This window comes from Christiangramia portivictoriae DSM 23547, from assembly GCF_000423045.1.
In the GTDB taxonomy this organism is placed as follows: domain Bacteria; phylum Bacteroidota; class Bacteroidia; order Flavobacteriales; family Flavobacteriaceae; genus Christiangramia; species Christiangramia portivictoriae.
Window position 1 is genome coordinate 354,922 of record NZ_AUHF01000001.1, and the last position, 15,955, is coordinate 370,876.

A 15,955-nucleotide genomic window follows, 5' to 3' on the forward strand; every position below is an offset into this window, starting at 1 on the left:
TTATTATTTTTCCATCGACAACTGGATCACTTTCTCGATTAATCGATCATCTTCATTTAAATACCGTTCAAATACATTGCTTCCAAACAATTGCTGAGCAATTTCAGCTTTGAGATATTTTTTTAAGATGGGCTTTCGTTTTTCACTTATATTTCCCAGGCCAATGTTCTGATACTTGAGATAGCGATTAAAATCGTAAATGATCCTGTCTGAAATTTCAATCTTTTCACGGAAATTTTTTGTGGTGATACTGTTATAAAATGTGCGATCCTTTTCCAGCAGATCGAAGACGAATCGGCTCATGTAGCCGCCTCTTAGTAGTAGAGTAAGTTTTTCCTTTTCCAGGTTCGTGTCTTTTGGAACAAAAATATCTGGAATGATCCCGCCACCACCATAAACAACTTTTCCGCCTGGAGTTACGTACCGCAAGCTATCATTAGTAACGATCGAATCCCGGCTGCTTAATTCTCCATTTTCATAGCGCTCCATGTAATCATTGAAGTAAGATTCGTTCCCGTTATCGTAAGGTTTCTGGATAGATCGACCCGTAGGGGTGTAGTACCTGGCAATGGTAAGTCGTACCGCACTGCCATCTCCCAGTTCCATTTCACGTTGAACCAGTCCTTTCCCATAAGAGCGTCGACCAACAATGGTTCCCACATCGTTATCCTGAAGAGCTCCGGCAACTACTTCGCTGGCAGAAGCAGAGTTTTCGTTGATAAGGACAAAGACTTTCCCGTTCTCAAAGGAACCTTCCCTCTGTGCAAAGGTTTCTTCAATAGATCCGCTTTTGTTTTTTGTGAATAGAATGAGTTTGTCGTCCTTGATAAATTCGTCGGCAATGTTGATCGCTTCAGATAAATAACCCCCGGGATTATCTCTTAGATCGAGGGCAATTTGCCTGGCGCCATTGGCTTTCAGTTCCTGGATAGCCTCGCTAAATTCTTCATAGGTAGTTTCAGAAAAACGATCGATTTTGATATAGCCGAGGTCCTTGGTAAGCATATAGCTGGCATCTACGCTTTTAATGGGTACTACACCTCTTCTAACGTTAAAAGTGAGTAATTCGTCGTTTCCCTTCCGTAGAACTTTTAAGGCGACCTTTGTGTTTTCCTTGCCCTTTAATTGTGCGATAACCGAATCCTCTGTGACATCATTTTTAAATAGGGGTTTACCATTCGCGTAAAGAATCCTGTCGCCACCGCGAATCCCGATTTTTGCGCTGGGTCCACCTTCAAGAGCCTGTATCACAACGATGGTATCATTTACCTGGTAAAAGCTTACGCCAATTCCTACAAAATCACCCTTCATATTCTCGCTTACCCTGGCGTATTCATCCTTTGGAATATAGACAGAATGCGGATCCAGGTTTTCCAGAATCTTATTGACGGTCACATCTACAATACTATCGGTATTTACATCGTCTACATATTCATAATCTATATAATCGATGAGCCTGTTTAGTTTCTGCTTTTTCGGGTTGGCAGAGAACAATTCATCACCTGGATCAAAATTAAGTCTTGCACCCAGGATCAATCCCGCGGCACATGCGATACTTAACAGTAAAGGGGTATATATTTTATTTCTTTTTTTCAATGTTCCTCCAGTTCAGTAATCTGTTCCAGTTCCACGCCAGCTTTTCGAAGAAAGTCCAGCCCGGCGTTGTCTTTATAGTCAATTTGATACACCAGGCGTTTGATCCCGGATTGATGAATGAGCTTACTGCAATCTTTGCAAGGTGACATTGTGATATACAAAGTAGCATCTTTACAACTTTGTGTAGAGCCAGCTACCTTCAGGATCGCATTGGCCTCAGCGTGCAGTACATACCATTTGGTGTATCCTTCCTCATCTTCACAGAAGTTCTCAAATCCACTTGGGGTACCATTGTAACCATCTGAGATGATCATTCTATCCTTTACTATTAACGCGCCAACCTGTTTTCTATTACAATGTGATAGTTTACTCCATTCCCGGGCGATACGAAGATAAGCGCGATCAAATTTGAGTTGTTTTTGCTGATTCATAGGAATTCAATAGCTCTTTGCACTGTATTATTAATTACCTGCAAATTAAAAGATTATTGCGAAAATTTGTGATTCGTAAGCTTAAATCTACAATGCCAGATAGGTTTCCTGCAGGATTGGTAGAATGACGCCAATTACGATAGAGGCGGTAACGATGATCCAGTCCCTTTTAGAGACTTTTAGTAGATTCTGACAAACAAATCCAATGATCATTACTGCCAGCACAACCAGTATTTGTGCAGCTTCGATCCCAAGAGCGAACTCTACCAGCGGCCAGAACTTACTGCTGGTCCCAGAAGCGATCATTTTAAAATAGGAAGAAAAGCCCAGTCCATGAACGAGTCCGAAAAAAGCTGTAGTGAAATATAGAAGATTATAATTGGTGTGACGCACCTTTTTACCGGCGGTAGCGATATCGAAAATCGCTGTGGCGAGGATCGTAACCGGAATTAAAAACTCTACATAATTAGGGTCTACTTTAAGAATTTTGTAAACCGAAAGAAATAACGCGAGAGTATGTCCAACTGTAAATAAGGTTACCAGGCCAAGGACTCTTTTCCAGGTCGTAAAACCATAAGAAGCTACCAAAACAACCAGAAAAAGAACATGGTCATAAGCCTGCCAGTCTAAAACGTGATCCAAACCAAGCTCGAAATAAACCCAAAATTGTGACATAATACGCTGTTATAGGGCCTCGAAAGTACGACTTATTCATAAAATTGCCAAGGTCTCAGCTTGCTTTTGGCCTGAGGCTTAAGCCTGAAAAAATACCCTTTTAGTGGTATTTTAATGAAGACCAATCACGAGTATTTTAGTGCAGTGAAACAATTTGTGTGTTATTGAAGCCAAAAATGCATTTTGAGTAGGGTCAAAATGCAAAACTGTATTTCTTAGGGGGAATCCAGAATGGTTTATTACGAGCTTCTGCAGCAAATTGTTAAATGGTATCATAGCCTTCGGTTTTTATCGAAGGCTTTTCCTTTTTCAGGTTTGGTAAATAACCGGCAATGATTTGATTATATTTGAGTGCTCGAATGTAAACAGATGCAAAGCAATCTTCAGGAAATTTCAGATTACTGGAGAGAGGTCTACTCGAAATCCATTGATGAATACAGGCCTTTCGAACTTTCTGCAGAATTCAAACGTTTTGCTTCCATATTCTCACCTGGAAGATCTTACCTGTATATAGTTAATCTCCACAACTTTAAGCTTGAGTTTATATCAGATTCTGTAGCGCAATTTGTAAATAAAAAAGTGAGCGAGATCAGGCTCGAAGATCTTCTGAAGACTGTTCTGCCTGAAGAATTGGTTCATATTCAGCTGAAAGGTAAAGTGGTTAGTGATTTCTACACCAGATATTTAAGCAAGGCTGAAGTTTTACAATATAAAAATATGTTTACGTACCGCATGACAGACAAAGATGGTCAGGTTATCAGCATGTTGTACCAGGCTATTCCATTGAGCGTTCATGAATCTGGTACTCCCGAACATGTTTTGTGCATACAAACAGATGTTTCCCATCTCAAAGTGACGAGCACCACAGATGTCTCATTTCTACATCTGGAAGGTGGCAGAAATTACCTGAACGTAGACGTGCAATGCGGCTATTTTGATGCTCATCTTCACGAAAGTAAATCGAAAAACCTAACTGAGCTGTTTACCAATCGGGAAAAAGAGATCGTAGGATATTTTGCAAAGGGTTTAAATGCAGATCAAATTGCCAATCGACTGTGTGTTTCCCCTCATACGGTCAAGACCCATCGCAGAAATTTATTGAAAAAAGGTGATTGTACCAACACTACTGAGCTTGTTGCGAAATGTCTTACCAACGGAATTATTTCCCCGGTTTGATGGGGTTACTAGTCAAAACTCTGTTTATAGAAACAAAAAAGCCCTGTAAACAGGGCTCTAATCTTAGGAAGTAATATTCTTAGATTTGTGGAACTTCAGAAGTTGCTTCAGGAGCTACAGTAGTATCCATCGCGGTTTCAGAGCTCATCATTTCAGATGTTGTCTCAGAATCCTTTTCTAGAGAAGCTTCAGCATCTACCGGAGTTGCTACCGGAGAAATAGGAGTTTCAGTAGAATCTTCTTTCTTGTCTGTACAAGAGATGGTTACCGCCATAAGAGCAAGTGCTAAAGCACCAAAAAATTGTTTTTTCATTTTATATGATATAATTTAAAATCGGGCGAATGTATATCAAAATTCGATTGCTTTTACATCGGGTTTAAAATTTTATATAATTTTTAAACCACTTATAAACAGGTGGTTGCAAGGTGATCCTCCATAATGATATTTCGTGTCGAGTAAGCAAGTGAGTTTCATTATATTTTCTGCAATTTATAAGTTGTGGTTACATTTTTTTTATATTTTTGCCGTCCACAAGCTCGAGTGGCGGAATTGGTAGACGCGCTGGATTCAAAATCCAGTTCTTTCGGGAGTGTGGGTTCGATTCCCACCTCGAGTACTGAAATTGAAAACCCCTGTAATTACAGGGGTTTTTCTGTTATTAGCTGCTTTTATAAATCCATGAAAAAGCACTACAAAATTCAAAACGAGCCATTAAACGAGCCAATTGAAATTAAGATTGTCCTGGAAAAAAGAAAGTATACAGATCCTAAACTTTATGTTCCTAAGGAAATCATCGGTAAAAAAAGACCGAGTATTAAGCCGGGAAAGCGATGGTGTGTATGGTTTTTATGGCTAAACCCTAACACGGATAAATATGATATCAATGTAAAGTTTTCCGAAGGTATAAATAGACTCAAAATAGTTAGAGAGCGAAAAGATGTCGGAAACGCGGTTAAAGAAGCTGTTTCATTGTCTTTAGGTTCTGAATGGATACCGCCGAACGTGCGAGATGTGGTAAAGATAAAGCCGATGAAAAAATCCAGATCAGTCCGCGAAGCTTTACATTATGCCTATGAACTCTAAAAGCGTGAATTAAAAGAAAGAAGTTGGAACGATTATTATGTTCGCTATAATTTTTTTCTAGATTGGCCCACCGAAAAATATATAGCCGGTCTTCCAATTAATGCTTTACCTTGATCATGCCCACGCATATATGGACTTCTTGCAGCTTGAATATACGAAGAAAAACCAGCAAACGCTTTCCAATATATCCATTGATAATTATAAAAGAGTCATATTCGCACTTATTTCAGTATTGCAAATAAAACGAGTCATAAAGAATAATATTTTCATCAAAATACCCAAACTGAAAAGTCGACCGACCAAGCATAAACCTTTTACAAAAGAAGAATTATTAAGAGTAACTCCTGCTATAAGAAAAAAAGATCCTTATTTAATTAACGTGGTAGCATTTATATTCTACGGACTTTTGAGACCTACTGAAATTGTTCGTCTACAGGTTAAAAATATTAATACCAACGATTGTACTTTAGGGGTCCAAACCAAAACTGAAGATTTTGCTTACGCAAGAATTATCGATAAATGCGGCCGTTTATAAGAAATATGGAGATTAGAAAACACGCCAGGTTCTTACCATCTATTGACTAAATACGAAAAACCGGCAGTATGGGAAACTAAGAAAATCAGCTCTAAAGTAAACTTTTTCTCTAAGCGATTTCATAAACTAATCACTGAACTTGAATTTGGTGCAGATTCCAGTTTATACAGCATTAGTCATTCTGCCGTAATTAACCTTTACAACAGTCCTACTTTTGACGGCATGAATGAACTTCAAATCACTCATGAGCTTATGCCGATCACAAGGCACAAAAGCGTAGCCGGTTAAAAAATTACTTACGGGATATGAAGGGAATGATACCATCAGACTACGGATATATTTATACAACTGAAATTTAACGAACAACCAGATAATATTTTTCATTGTTAAACCCTTCTTAATATTACCTCGAACAGATTGTTATTCATTAGTTTAAGAATGCAATTCAGCGTCACCCTACTTTCGTTGATATTTTATTAATTCTAAATTTGTAAAAGTGAAAATGAAAGTATTTTACAGCATATTTTTTTTATGTCTTTTTATTTTTTCTTCCTGTTCTACGGGTTCTGAAAAGCAAAATCCAGCGTTAGAAGAAAACAAAAATGTTGATCTTGTAACCTTAGTAGGTGAATTTAATCGTGATCATACTGAACATCCTATTGATGCAACCTACTATAAAGGTAATATTGATATTAAAGCGAACGGTGACCAGATATACCTTTTATATGGGGATAAAGGCAACTATTCAAATAATTTAGCATTACAATTTGAAAAGTCTTCAAATTTGTCAAAATTAGATTTAAAATCAGGGACTTACGAAATAGCTCATTTGTATAATGTCGTTATTATTAAAGGTGATGATAAGAGTTTATATATTTCAACTGATGAAAACACAGACTTTGATGGCTTCGAAAATTCCAAGCATTTCACCGTAATGGGTATTTCAAAATATATTAATTCTTCAAAGTTTGCAAAGTTATCCTTAGAGGAAGCTTTAAAGAAAATGGAGGATAAACCATGTGGATGCAAATCTGCATATTTATGGACTGATAATGATCCCACAAATGATCCTGATTGTTATGCCGGAGGCGAATTTGCATCTAGTTGTGGCATTGAAGGTGAATGTTGGGTTACCTGTTCAGGTGCATCATATGCTTGTTGTAACAAACCATAAATAATTTTTGATTCTAAAAATATAAAAGGCTTTCCAAGTGGAAAGCCTTTATCATATTATAGGAGTCGCTGAAAATCCACCGATATCTGTAAAATGATGGCTGGTATTTATGTTTTTAATTCAAATTCCTCCGGCTCCGGTTCTCCTTCAGGATTATAAACGTAGCCACCAGCAATATTAAAGCGCAATGTTTCCAAAGGAACCTGAGTATATTGGTTTTTATTCCAATAGACGTTATTATCAGCAAATTTAGGCTCCTTAATCATTTTCAAAATAATATCTACCGTCAAAAATAATTTGGGAGCCGCCTTTGGTTTTTCCATCTACCGTTTGTTGAAATATGATCACAATACCTTACCGTCAAATCGCTTCCTTAGATCTGCGTACAGCCTAAAGTTCTGACCTCTATCGTTAGAAGTTTCTGCCAGCTATCTATATATATAACATCATAATTTTCTACCAGCTCGTAAAACTCCTGCTTGCTGTCTAAGTCTGAAATGATATCTCTGTAGACCTTATTTTGCGGACTTAAATATTTATTCCTTTTTTCCTGGACAAGTGCGCTGGTGTAGTGTTCTTCCAGGGAAAAGAAAATACCCTTGTTCTGCTCAGCGGAAAAGGCATCCATGATTTTATAAAGCGTGGTAGTTTTCCCGGCTCCCTGCTGGACGAACTTCATAATAACAACACTTTCTTATTCCTTTCGCTCTACTCCCTGAAGAAATTTCCCAGGTTCACCGGGCACATCAAAGAACACCGGAATTATTTGCTCACTGCGATCTGCCACGTTTCTTAGCTTATTGATTCTTTTCGTTACATTATTGTGCTGAACTGGCAACGGAATAACTCCATTGGTTACTCCATTTTGATCATCTTCCGATTTTCCAAACTCCCGAAGCTTAGTTTTAGTCATAACGTTAGGCTCGGAATTTTCAACCGTTGCAACGGCTTCAACCGGACTATTTAGTTCCTTTTTTTTTGAACTTATTTGTTCCTATTTAGTAACCACAAGTACTCAAGTGCCTATTATTGGATGGGAACAAGGGTGTATTTCAGTTAAAGAAGGTCAAAAAATTCAATCTTTCGATAATAAAAATTTACCTGAAAATGTGGGAACGACATTCGGAACTCTTGGAAATGCAGTTAATACAAAATTGGTCGAACTAATAGCCCAGAATTTAATTGTTGATCTCAATATAAAGGGCTCGTAAGTAGATAGCATAAGTTACAATCAGGTAAAAAATTCAATTAATGGAGGCTAATAGCCGAACCAATTTGTAAGAAATGAAAATAGAATCTAAATTCTTAATTAGTCGAAAAACTGTATGTTATCTTTTAAATTAATGTAGGGGGTTAATTCAAAATCCAGTTCTTTCGGGAGTGTGGGTTCGATTCCCAACTCGAGTACTTAAAACCCTTGCAGAAATCTGTAGGGGTTTTTCTTTAGGTCAAACTCTAGGTTTACATTTTCCTTTAGGTTTTCAGTAAGAGCTTCGCATTTACGCTATTGTTCGGGATATAATGGTGGCAAATGAATATTTGACCATCTTTCAGAATTGTCCGGTATTCCAGGTCATCACAGATCAATGTAAGTTTTTTGATAAATACGAGACCAAATCCCGGCCTGTAGAAATACAGGCTTCAAAATTTAAGATTATGACCAAACATATACATTACTCTATTCTGGATCTTGCTGTGGTGGGCCAGGATATATCACATTCCCAGGTATTTAAAAATACAGTAGAACTTGCGCAGCAGGGAGAGGAAATGGGTTACAAAAGACTCTGGCTTGCAGAACATCACAATATGGTAAGTATCGCCAGTTCTGCAACTACCGTATTAATGAGTCATGTTGCGGCTAAAACCGATCGTATTCGTATTGGAAGTGGTGGTATCATGCTGCCTAATCATTCTCCATTAATCGTTGCCGAACAATTTGGAACTTTAGGTTCCTTGTATCCAGACAGGATCGATATGGGACTTGGCAGAGCTCCGGGGACAGATCAGGTTACCGCGCATGCCATTCGAAGTGATCGCATGAATTCTGTTTTTAAATTCCCTCATGAGATCGATGAAATTCAGCGATATTTTAATAATAGCCTGAAGACTACAAAAGTTCGCGCCACAGTTGCTGAAGGTGTGAATGTGCCCATGTATGTTTTGGGTTCAAGTATAGATAGTGCGCATGTGGCAGCAGAAAAAGGACTTCCGTATGTATTTGCAAGTCATTTCGCTCCAGGACAATTATTTGAGGCCATGGAAATTTATTATAGAGAATTCCAACCTTCGGCATATCTCGAAGAGCCTTATACGATTGCCGGGATTAACGTAACTGCTGCCGGCACCAACGAAGAAGCCGAAAAGCTTTCTACCAGTTCGCTTAGAATGATGGTTGGTGTTCTCACGGGTAACCTGGATTATTTGCAAAAACCCGTCGAAATGGATGCTGAACTGCGTGAGGTTCGCGATAATCCTGCATTACAGCGCATGCTAAAATATTCATTTGTTGGAGACAGGCAGCATATCAAACAGAAAACGGAAGAATTTCTGAAGGATACCGGGGTAGATGAAGTGATCGTTGCATCTCATATCTATCACCAGGAAGACAGGCTTAAGTCTTACCGCATTTTTTCAGAAGTGATGCAGGAGATCAATTCCTAAACTTCCTTAAATGCAGAAGCGCAGTCGTTAAGTAAGGTTAAATTACTGTCGGCAACACTTGTCGTATTTGATTTATGCATTCATATCCATTATCTTGAAAATAAAAAGATTATGGAGAAGATAGTGAAGATTAAATCAATAGAACAGGTGACCCATGATGTAAAAAGATTTATCACAGAAAAGCCAGAAGGCTATGAGTTTACACCGGGACATGCCACAGAAATTTCGATTAATCAAACAGACTGGAAAAACGAGAAAAGACCTTTTACTTTCACGAGCTTGAATGAAGACGATCATCTGGAATTTACTATTAAAATCTATCCAGGTCATGATGGTGTCACCGAGCAGTTGGCCAAACTAAAGGAAGGCGATGAATTGATTGTAAGAGATACCTGGGGTGCCATCGAATACAAAGGTCCTGGATATATCATTGCCGGAGGAGCCGGGATCACCCCTTATATTTCCATGCTGCGCGACCTGAAGAGAAAAGATCAACTGGAAGGCATGCATTTGTTTTTCAGTAACAAAACCGATAAGGATATCATTCTAAAGGAGGAACTGGATAGCATGTTGGGAAAGAATGCTACCTACGTCATCACAGATCAGGAAGATACCAGGCACACGAATGCTTATTTAAATGAAGAATTTTTAAAGACCAACATCTCAGATCTTAGTAAGCAGTTTTATGTTTGTGGCCCTCCTGAAATGACAGAGGAGATCAATAAAACTTTGAAAAATATGGGAGCAGATACCGATGCTGTTCAGCTGGATGATCAATAGTGTTCATTATAAGAAAATATAAAGGCCGGAAAATTTTCCGGCCTTTATCTCTATGATTGCTTTTCGGTATAAGACTTAAAACTTTCCAAGATAGATTTCCAGCCCTGTTCCTGTTGATCTACCGGATTTTCATTTTCTGTATCCAGAGTTTCTTTGATCATGACCGTCCCATCATTTTCTGAAAAGGTTACTTCAGCACTTCGACCATCTTCAAGTTCATATGTAAGTTTTTCTTTTTCTTTAACCTCTTTATAGGTTCCGGCGAAATCAAAACCTACTTTTCCATCTTCAGATTCCATTCTATATTTAAACTTTCCGCCTTCTTTCAGGTCATTTTCAGCATTCGGGCATAACCAGTCTTCACTGGCTTTGTTCCACTGAGTGATATGCTTAGGTTGCGTCCAGTATTCCCAGACCTGGTCTATATTTGCATTGATCTTAGTCTCGATTTCGATCTTTCCTTCTGAAGCCATAATTAATCTTTTTATTTAAATATATCAAAAATCCACGGGGCAGTCAGATCATTTAGCAGACTTATCGGTTTTGTTTAACATTTTTATTTTTAGACCTGTTTGAAAAACGAGCAAATAATAGATGCAAATGAGAAGCATCATTTCCACAGAACCTCTCATAAAATCCCTTTTTTCAAAACTGGATATAATACAAACTGAATGATTCTGATCCAGAACTAACAATCAAAATACATATAATGTGGTTTTCCTACTCAGTCAATTACTAAGTAGTAAGTACAGCCGCGACGATTAGAGGAACTGTAATAAGGGCAGAGACAATGGCTGGTTTCGTCCAGCTTTTCCTGATAAATTCTCTATTCATACCTATATATCTATTCCAGAAATACTCAGTAAGGATCAATGCGCCGGCTAAATTCAGGATCAGGCCAACATAGGTCATCGAAAAGTTTAAAACTGTATAGGCATGACCCATGGTGTATATGAGTGCAAACAACAATACTTGCCATCTTCCCTTGTTTTCTTTAAGGTTTTTGAGATTACTCATAAATATGACCGCTCCAAAAAGTGTGGAGAAAAGCAGACAAAAAGTAAAAATTACCCTTTTGGAATATAAGGCAGGGATAAGCGCGGTTATTTCATTGTCTTCAAATTCATCGTGGCTGTGATCTGTATCTGGGTTGGGGTTTTCAGACCTGTTTGTCATAAAGGTTTAGCAAGGTTTTGTAATTCAAACATCGAATTTCAGGAAAAGCAATCTATCATTTTAAGATATGCTAAAGAAAAATTCTATCATAGTATTCCATTCAGAAATAATGACTGTAACAATGATTACAAGTACGAACAAAAACAAGATCATTAACCAGTCAATAGATTTTAGCAGCTTCATCATTGTTAGAGATGATATAGTGCAAGGGTAGGGCCTCTAGATGTTCAGTTTTTTTATTAAATTAAAGCTTAAAATTAATATTAAATAATAAAATTTCAACGGTTAGGTGTGAAAACTTTAATTATATAAATTACAGCTAATCTAATGCGTCGATTTATTATATCTATCATTATATAAAAACAATAGATAAAAATTATCGAATCACTTTTTGTAATTTCGAAGTCTAAATCAATAAATAATCTAAAACTTAGCATAATGGGAAAAAATCATTCTGGTAGCGACGATAATCACAAGGTTTGGGAAGTCAATGAGTCCAGTAAATGTCCGTTTATGGGTGGAGCCTTAAAAAATTCTGCCGGTAACGGGACATCTAACAGGGATTGGTGGCCAAATCAACTCAATCTTGACATATTAAAACAGCATTCATCCTTAACAAATCCTATGGATGATGATTTCAACTATGCTGAAGAATTCAAAAGCCTTGATCTGGCTGCTGTAAAGCAGGATCTGTATGATCTAATGACCGACTCCCAGGACTGGTGGCCTGCAGATTACGGGCATTACGGACCTTTCTTTATTCGTATGGCTTGGCATAGTGCCGGTACCTACAGGATTGGAGATGGCCGTGGAGGTGCTGGATCAGGTCAGCAAAGATTTGCACCGCTAAATAGCTGGCCCGACAATGCGAACCTGGATAAAGCCAGGTTGCTGTTATGGCCCATCAAAAAGAAATATGGTAGAAAAATTTCCTGGGCAGATTTACTGGTTCTTGCCGGGAACTGTGCTCATGAATCCATGGGCTTGCCAATGTTTGGATTTGCCGGAGGTCGTGAAGATGTATGGGAGCCAGAGAACGATGTATACTGGGGATCAGAGAGTGAATGGCTTGACAATGAAGAAAGATATGCTGATGGCGAACTTGAGAGTCCGCTTGGAGCGGCCCATATGGGATTGATCTATGTAAACCCTGAAGGACACAACGGGAATCCAGATCCGGTAGAATCGGCCTCTTATATCCGGGATACCTTCGGAAGAATGGCGATGAACGATTATGAAACCGTTGCATTGATCGCAGGTGGTCATACCTTCGGAAAAACTCACGGTGCTGCAGATCCTGAAAAATATGTAGAAGCTGAACCAGCTGCTGCCGGAATCGAAATGCAAAGTACAGGATGGCACAATACTTATGGAACTGGAAAAGGAGCCGATACGATTACCAGTGGTATCGAAGGAGCCTGGACAGATACTCCAACAAAGTGGAGTAATACCTATTTCGAAAACTTATTTAAGTACGATTGGGAATGTATCAAAGGCCCGGGTGGAGCATACCAGTGGCAGCCAAAAGACAATGCCGGAGCGGGAACTGTACCAGATGCGCACGATCCTGATAAGAAACATGCACCATTTATGCTAACCACAGATCTTTCTTTAAAGATGGATCCTGAATATGAAAAGATCTCCAGGCATTTCCTTGAAAATCCTGAAGAATTCGCTGATGCTTACTCGCGTGCATGGTTTAAACTAACCCACCGTGATATGGGACCTATCGAGAGATATTTAGGCCCGGAAGTGCCTCAGGAAGAACTGCTATGGCAGGACCCTATTCCTAAAGTAGAGCACGAGATCATCAATGATGAGGATATAAAAAAACTGAAATCAAAAATTCTTGATAGTGGACTTTCCACAGCAGCGCTTGTTTCTGCTGCATGGGCTTCGGCTTCCACATTCAGAGGTTCTGATAAACGTGGTGGGGCCAATGGTGCACGTGTACGTTTGGCGCCGCAAAAAGGATGGGAAGTAAACAATCCGCCACAACTAGGAAAAGTGATCCAGACGCTGGAAGCAATTCAGTCAGATTTCAATGATTCACAGGATTCTAAAAAAGTATCTATAGCAGATCTTATCGTGCTTGCCGGTTGTGCAGCCGTGGAGAAAGCAGCAAAAGACGCAGGTCACGAAGTTGAAGTGCCATTTACACCGGGACGTGCAGATGCAAGTCAGGAAAAAACTGATGTAGAGGCTTTCGAACCACTGGAGCCTAATGCAGACGGATTTAGAAATTACTTCGGTAACAGGGATAATATTTCAGCTTCAGCTGAAGCATTATTGATCGACAGAGCACAACTGCTAACTCTAACTGCTCCGGAAATGACGGTTCTGGTTGGAGGAATGAGATCCATTGGTGCTAACTATGATGGTTCGAAACACGGAGTATTCACAGACCGACCAGGCCAGCTAACCAATGATTTCTTTAAGAATATTCTTGATTTTGGAGTGACCTGGAAAGCAACTTCAGAAGATGATCAATTCTTTGAAGGCAGAGATAGAAAAACTGGCGAGGTGAAATATACCGGAAGCAGGGTAGACCTTATTTTTGGTTCCAATTCAGAACTAAGAGCACTGGCTGAGGTGTATGCAACAGATGATGTAGAGGCGAAATTCGTCAAAGATTTCGTGAAGGCCTGGAATAAGGTGATGAACCTGGATCGTTATGATTTAAAGGCTTAAAATCTATCTGAACAATTTGACAAGGGTGGCAATTTGCCACCCTTTTTTATTTCTTTCAGTTAATTAGATTTTCTGCAGATTTATAAAGCCGAGCCGTCAAAAAAATACCCTGCAATGAGGATTATAAACTAACCATTTTAAGAACTATACGGCCGCCAGCAAGATCGTACCGATTGTAAAACTTTTCAATCAATAAAGCTTTGGTGGTTTTCCTGAATGAAGGGCATGCTTATATAAGCAACCTACAGGTTTGCAGATTAGATGGTTTCCAAATGGTCGCTCCTGCATATTTGGAACTGTTTGCTTTAGTGTTAACAAAGTATCTTTATTGACGCTCAGGCTTGCAGGTTATTAAAAGTTAAAGATTTTCTAGCTTTTCAGATAACCTTCAGAAAGCAAATCGCTTTCAGAAGAAATGCGTTTGAGACTTCCATTTTTCAGAATAAAACTTTTGGCGGCAACTTTCAGCACATCCTGGTAGTAATGATCTGTGATGATGATCCCTTTCGTACCTTTTAGACTGGTTAAAAAATCCATGATATGTTCCTTGTAAAGAGGCTCTACCATGGAAAATGGTTCATCAAGCAGTAAAAACGGGTGATCAAGATTGCCTATCAGAAGTAATTCCAGATACCTTCGCTGGCCAAGGGACAGTTCTTTGATTTTCTTTGTGGTAAAATCTCCAACACCTTTGGCGTAGAATATACGATCCTGCGCCTCTCCTGCCGGATGAAAAAAAGGAATGATATCCTGCACTTTCGAATTCTTCGGAAGAAAACTATCCTGAGGTAAATAGGCGACCAGTTTTTCTGAAATGATGGAGGATGATGTCAGTTCCCGGTCATTGAGATAAATACTGCCCTGCTCAGGTTTTATTTTTCCGAAGAGAATTTTTAGGAGAGTAGATTTCCCAGTTCCATTTCTACCGAAGATTCCGATAATTTCACCGGTTTTCCATTGCAGCTCCAGGTTATCCAGAATCCTGGTTGCGTAGCTTTTTTGGATATTCTGGACGCTGAGAACTTTCAAAATAATATCAGGATTATTCCGAAGAGAACAGCAACAAGGACATGAAGAACAAATACCCGGCTTAACAGGAATGATTTGCTGTACCCCAGGTTTTCAAACATATAGTATTGGTGTTTTTTAAAATAATCGAAAGCGAGCATGCCTACGAATATCCCAAAACTGCAATAAATAAGCAATGCATAAAAAGGTCCGGCAGCGATCCCCGTAAAGATCGCCAGCGGCACATTGTAAAGATTAATCTCTTTATAATACTTGAATACAGCCCGGTTAAACATTTTTAAAAAGTTTAAGCAGATTGTAAGGTATAAAATTATAGCTCCATCAACTATTCGGAATAAGCCCCGGAGGAATAGGTAAGCTCATAGCTGTGTGTATAGATCTCGAACACGATCCCGAATGGATCTTCAACATAACACATTTTAAAAGGTTTGTCTTCTGGATAATACTCCCGAATTGGCATTCGCTGTTTTCCGCCATTGGCTACAATCTTTTCAATGAGTCCTTCAATATCAGGATCCTGCACGCAAAAGTGAAACAGTCCGGTATTAAACGGGTTGAATTCTGGTGCTTCTTTTTTACCTTTAGAAAATGAGAATAACTCGATTCCCACACCATCTGAGGTAGACATATGTGCGATCTCAAATTCATTCCAGTCATCACCAAAAACATCGATACACATCTGTCCAATAGCAGTATCGGGATCTTTCTCTACCATCGCAGGGGGCATGATCGTATACCATCCCATGACTTGAGCGTAAAAATCTACAGCCTTTTGAAGGTCTGGAACGGTAATTCCAATATGAGAAAATGATCTTGGATAAGTGTTTTCTTTTTTCATCATTATAATTTTTAGAGCCTCAAAACTAAGGTATATTTGCCTAGTATACAATAAGTTACCTTAAAGTGGTATAGGTAACTAAAAGAGTAAATTGCACATCTACAGAGTT

The 15,955-nt window shown here is 38.8% G+C and carries 20 protein-coding genes and 1 tRNA gene; 9 read left to right on the forward strand and 12 right to left on the reverse strand.

Translation table 11 applies throughout. The features are described from left to right. Positions 1-3 precede the first annotated feature (3 nt). From G529_RS0101675 to G529_RS0101685, 3 genes are all read right to left on the reverse strand, one after another. The gene (locus G529_RS0101675; RefSeq protein ID WP_026913874.1) at positions 4-1,596 is read right to left on the reverse strand and encodes a S41 family peptidase; all 1,593 of its coding nucleotides are present in this window, start codon (positions 1,594-1,596) and stop codon (positions 4-6) included. Then, a complete protein-coding gene (locus tag G529_RS0101680; RefSeq protein WP_026913875.1) occupies positions 1,593-2,027 on the reverse strand; it encodes a deoxycytidylate deaminase in 435 nt (144 codons plus the stop codon). Before G529_RS0101680 ends, G529_RS0101675 begins: the two co-directional genes overlap by 4 nt. Before the next feature lie 87 nt (positions 2,028-2,114). Beyond that, complete coding sequence (locus tag G529_RS0101685) at positions 2,115-2,702, reverse strand: HupE/UreJ family protein (protein WP_026913876.1); 588 nt, start codon at positions 2,700-2,702, stop codon at positions 2,115-2,117. A gap of 369 nt (positions 2,703-3,071) precedes the next feature. Here G529_RS0101685 and G529_RS0101690 point away from each other — a divergent pair, with 369 nt between their 5' ends. Continuing rightward, on the forward strand, positions 3,072-3,878 hold the full coding sequence (locus G529_RS0101690; protein ID WP_026913877.1) for a LuxR C-terminal-related transcriptional regulator: 807 nt from the start codon (positions 3,072-3,074) through the stop codon (positions 3,876-3,878). Between the two features lie 79 nt (positions 3,879-3,957). Here G529_RS0101690 and G529_RS0101695 read toward each other — a convergent pair whose 3' ends face one another. Further along, positions 3,958-4,191, reverse strand: coding sequence for a hypothetical protein (locus G529_RS0101695; RefSeq protein ID WP_026913878.1), 234 nt, complete (start codon positions 4,189-4,191; stop codon positions 3,958-3,960). A gap of 222 nt (positions 4,192-4,413) precedes the next feature. On the opposite strand from G529_RS0101695, the gene G529_RS0101700 reads away from it, so the two are divergent. From G529_RS0101700 to G529_RS0101720, 5 genes are all read left to right on the forward strand, one after another. Continuing rightward, positions 4,414-4,495: transfer RNA gene (locus G529_RS0101700), tRNA-Leu, on the forward strand. A 62-nt stretch (positions 4,496-4,557) separates the two neighbouring features. Then, positions 4,558-4,962 carry a hypothetical protein gene (locus G529_RS0101705; RefSeq protein ID WP_026913879.1) on the forward strand — a complete coding sequence of 135 codons (405 nt, stop codon included), beginning with the start codon at positions 4,558-4,560 and terminating at the stop codon, positions 4,960-4,962. A gap of 100 nt (positions 4,963-5,062) precedes the next feature. Further along, positions 5,063-5,497, forward strand: a complete 435-nt coding sequence (locus tag G529_RS0101710) for a hypothetical protein (protein WP_026913880.1) — start codon at positions 5,063-5,065, stop codon at positions 5,495-5,497. Between the two features lie 42 nt (positions 5,498-5,539). Next, a complete protein-coding gene (locus G529_RS0101715) occupies positions 5,540-5,785 on the forward strand; it encodes a hypothetical protein (protein WP_026913881.1) in 246 nt (81 codons plus the stop codon). Positions 5,786-5,999: 214 nt separating this feature from the next. Further along, entirely contained in the window at positions 6,000-6,671 is a 672-nt protein-coding gene (locus G529_RS0101720) for a hypothetical protein (protein ID WP_026913882.1), read from the forward strand. A gap of 107 nt (positions 6,672-6,778) precedes the next feature. Here the strand turns inward: G529_RS0101720 and G529_RS0101725 are convergent, their stop codons facing one another. From G529_RS0101725 to G529_RS0101735, 3 genes are read right to left on the reverse strand one after another with little or no spacing between them, the layout of a single operon-like run. Beyond that, positions 6,779-6,994: a hypothetical protein gene (locus G529_RS0101725; RefSeq protein ID WP_026913883.1), complete on the reverse strand. Its 216-nt coding sequence runs from the start codon at positions 6,992-6,994 to the stop codon at positions 6,779-6,781. Between the two features lie 50 nt (positions 6,995-7,044). Then, positions 7,045-7,350, reverse strand: a complete 306-nt coding sequence (locus G529_RS0101730; RefSeq protein WP_026913884.1) for a hypothetical protein — start codon at positions 7,348-7,350, stop codon at positions 7,045-7,047. A 15-nt stretch (positions 7,351-7,365) separates the two neighbouring features. Next, entirely contained in the window at positions 7,366-7,584 is a 219-nt protein-coding gene (locus G529_RS0101735) for a hypothetical protein (protein ID WP_026913885.1), read from the reverse strand. A 740-nt stretch (positions 7,585-8,324) separates the two neighbouring features. On the opposite strand from G529_RS0101735, the gene G529_RS0101745 reads away from it, so the two are divergent. After that, positions 8,325-9,332: an LLM class flavin-dependent oxidoreductase gene (locus G529_RS0101745; RefSeq protein WP_026913887.1), complete on the forward strand. Its 1,008-nt coding sequence runs from the start codon at positions 8,325-8,327 to the stop codon at positions 9,330-9,332. Between the two features lie 111 nt (positions 9,333-9,443). Further along, positions 9,444-10,112, forward strand: coding sequence for an FAD-binding oxidoreductase (locus tag G529_RS0101750; RefSeq protein ID WP_035695390.1), 669 nt, complete (start codon positions 9,444-9,446; stop codon positions 10,110-10,112). Between the two features lie 50 nt (positions 10,113-10,162). Here G529_RS0101750 and G529_RS0101755 read toward each other — a convergent pair whose 3' ends face one another. Then, the gene (locus G529_RS0101755) at positions 10,163-10,585 is read right to left on the reverse strand and encodes an SRPBCC domain-containing protein (RefSeq protein WP_026913889.1); all 423 of its coding nucleotides are present in this window, start codon (positions 10,583-10,585) and stop codon (positions 10,163-10,165) included. 262 nt (positions 10,586-10,847) lie between these two features. After that, positions 10,848-11,288 carry a hypothetical protein gene (locus G529_RS0101765; RefSeq protein WP_026913890.1) on the reverse strand — a complete coding sequence of 147 codons (441 nt, stop codon included), beginning with the start codon at positions 11,286-11,288 and terminating at the stop codon, positions 10,848-10,850. A gap of 438 nt (positions 11,289-11,726) precedes the next feature. On the opposite strand from G529_RS0101765, the gene katG reads away from it, so the two are divergent. Beyond that, the gene (gene katG / locus G529_RS0101770; RefSeq protein ID WP_026913891.1) at positions 11,727-13,979 is read left to right on the forward strand and encodes a catalase/peroxidase HPI; all 2,253 of its coding nucleotides are present in this window, start codon (positions 11,727-11,729) and stop codon (positions 13,977-13,979) included. Between the two features lie 369 nt (positions 13,980-14,348). On the opposite strand, the gene G529_RS0101775 is transcribed toward katG, so the two are convergent. Genes G529_RS0101775 through G529_RS0101785 form a run of 3 tightly spaced genes read right to left on the reverse strand, consistent with a single transcriptional unit; the run spans position 14,349 to position 15,846 of the window. Then, positions 14,349-15,008 (reverse strand): ATP-binding cassette domain-containing protein, encoded by a 660-nt coding sequence (locus G529_RS0101775; protein WP_026913892.1) that lies wholly within the window; start codon positions 15,006-15,008, stop codon positions 14,349-14,351. Next, on the reverse strand, positions 15,005-15,283 hold the full coding sequence (locus tag G529_RS0101780; protein ID WP_026913893.1) for a hypothetical protein: 279 nt from the start codon (positions 15,281-15,283) through the stop codon (positions 15,005-15,007). Before G529_RS0101780 ends, G529_RS0101775 begins: the two co-directional genes overlap by 4 nt. 50 nt (positions 15,284-15,333) lie before the next feature. Beyond that, positions 15,334-15,846, reverse strand: a complete 513-nt coding sequence (locus G529_RS0101785; RefSeq protein WP_026913894.1) for a lactoylglutathione lyase family protein — start codon at positions 15,844-15,846, stop codon at positions 15,334-15,336. Between the last annotated feature and the right edge of the window lie 109 nt (positions 15,847-15,955).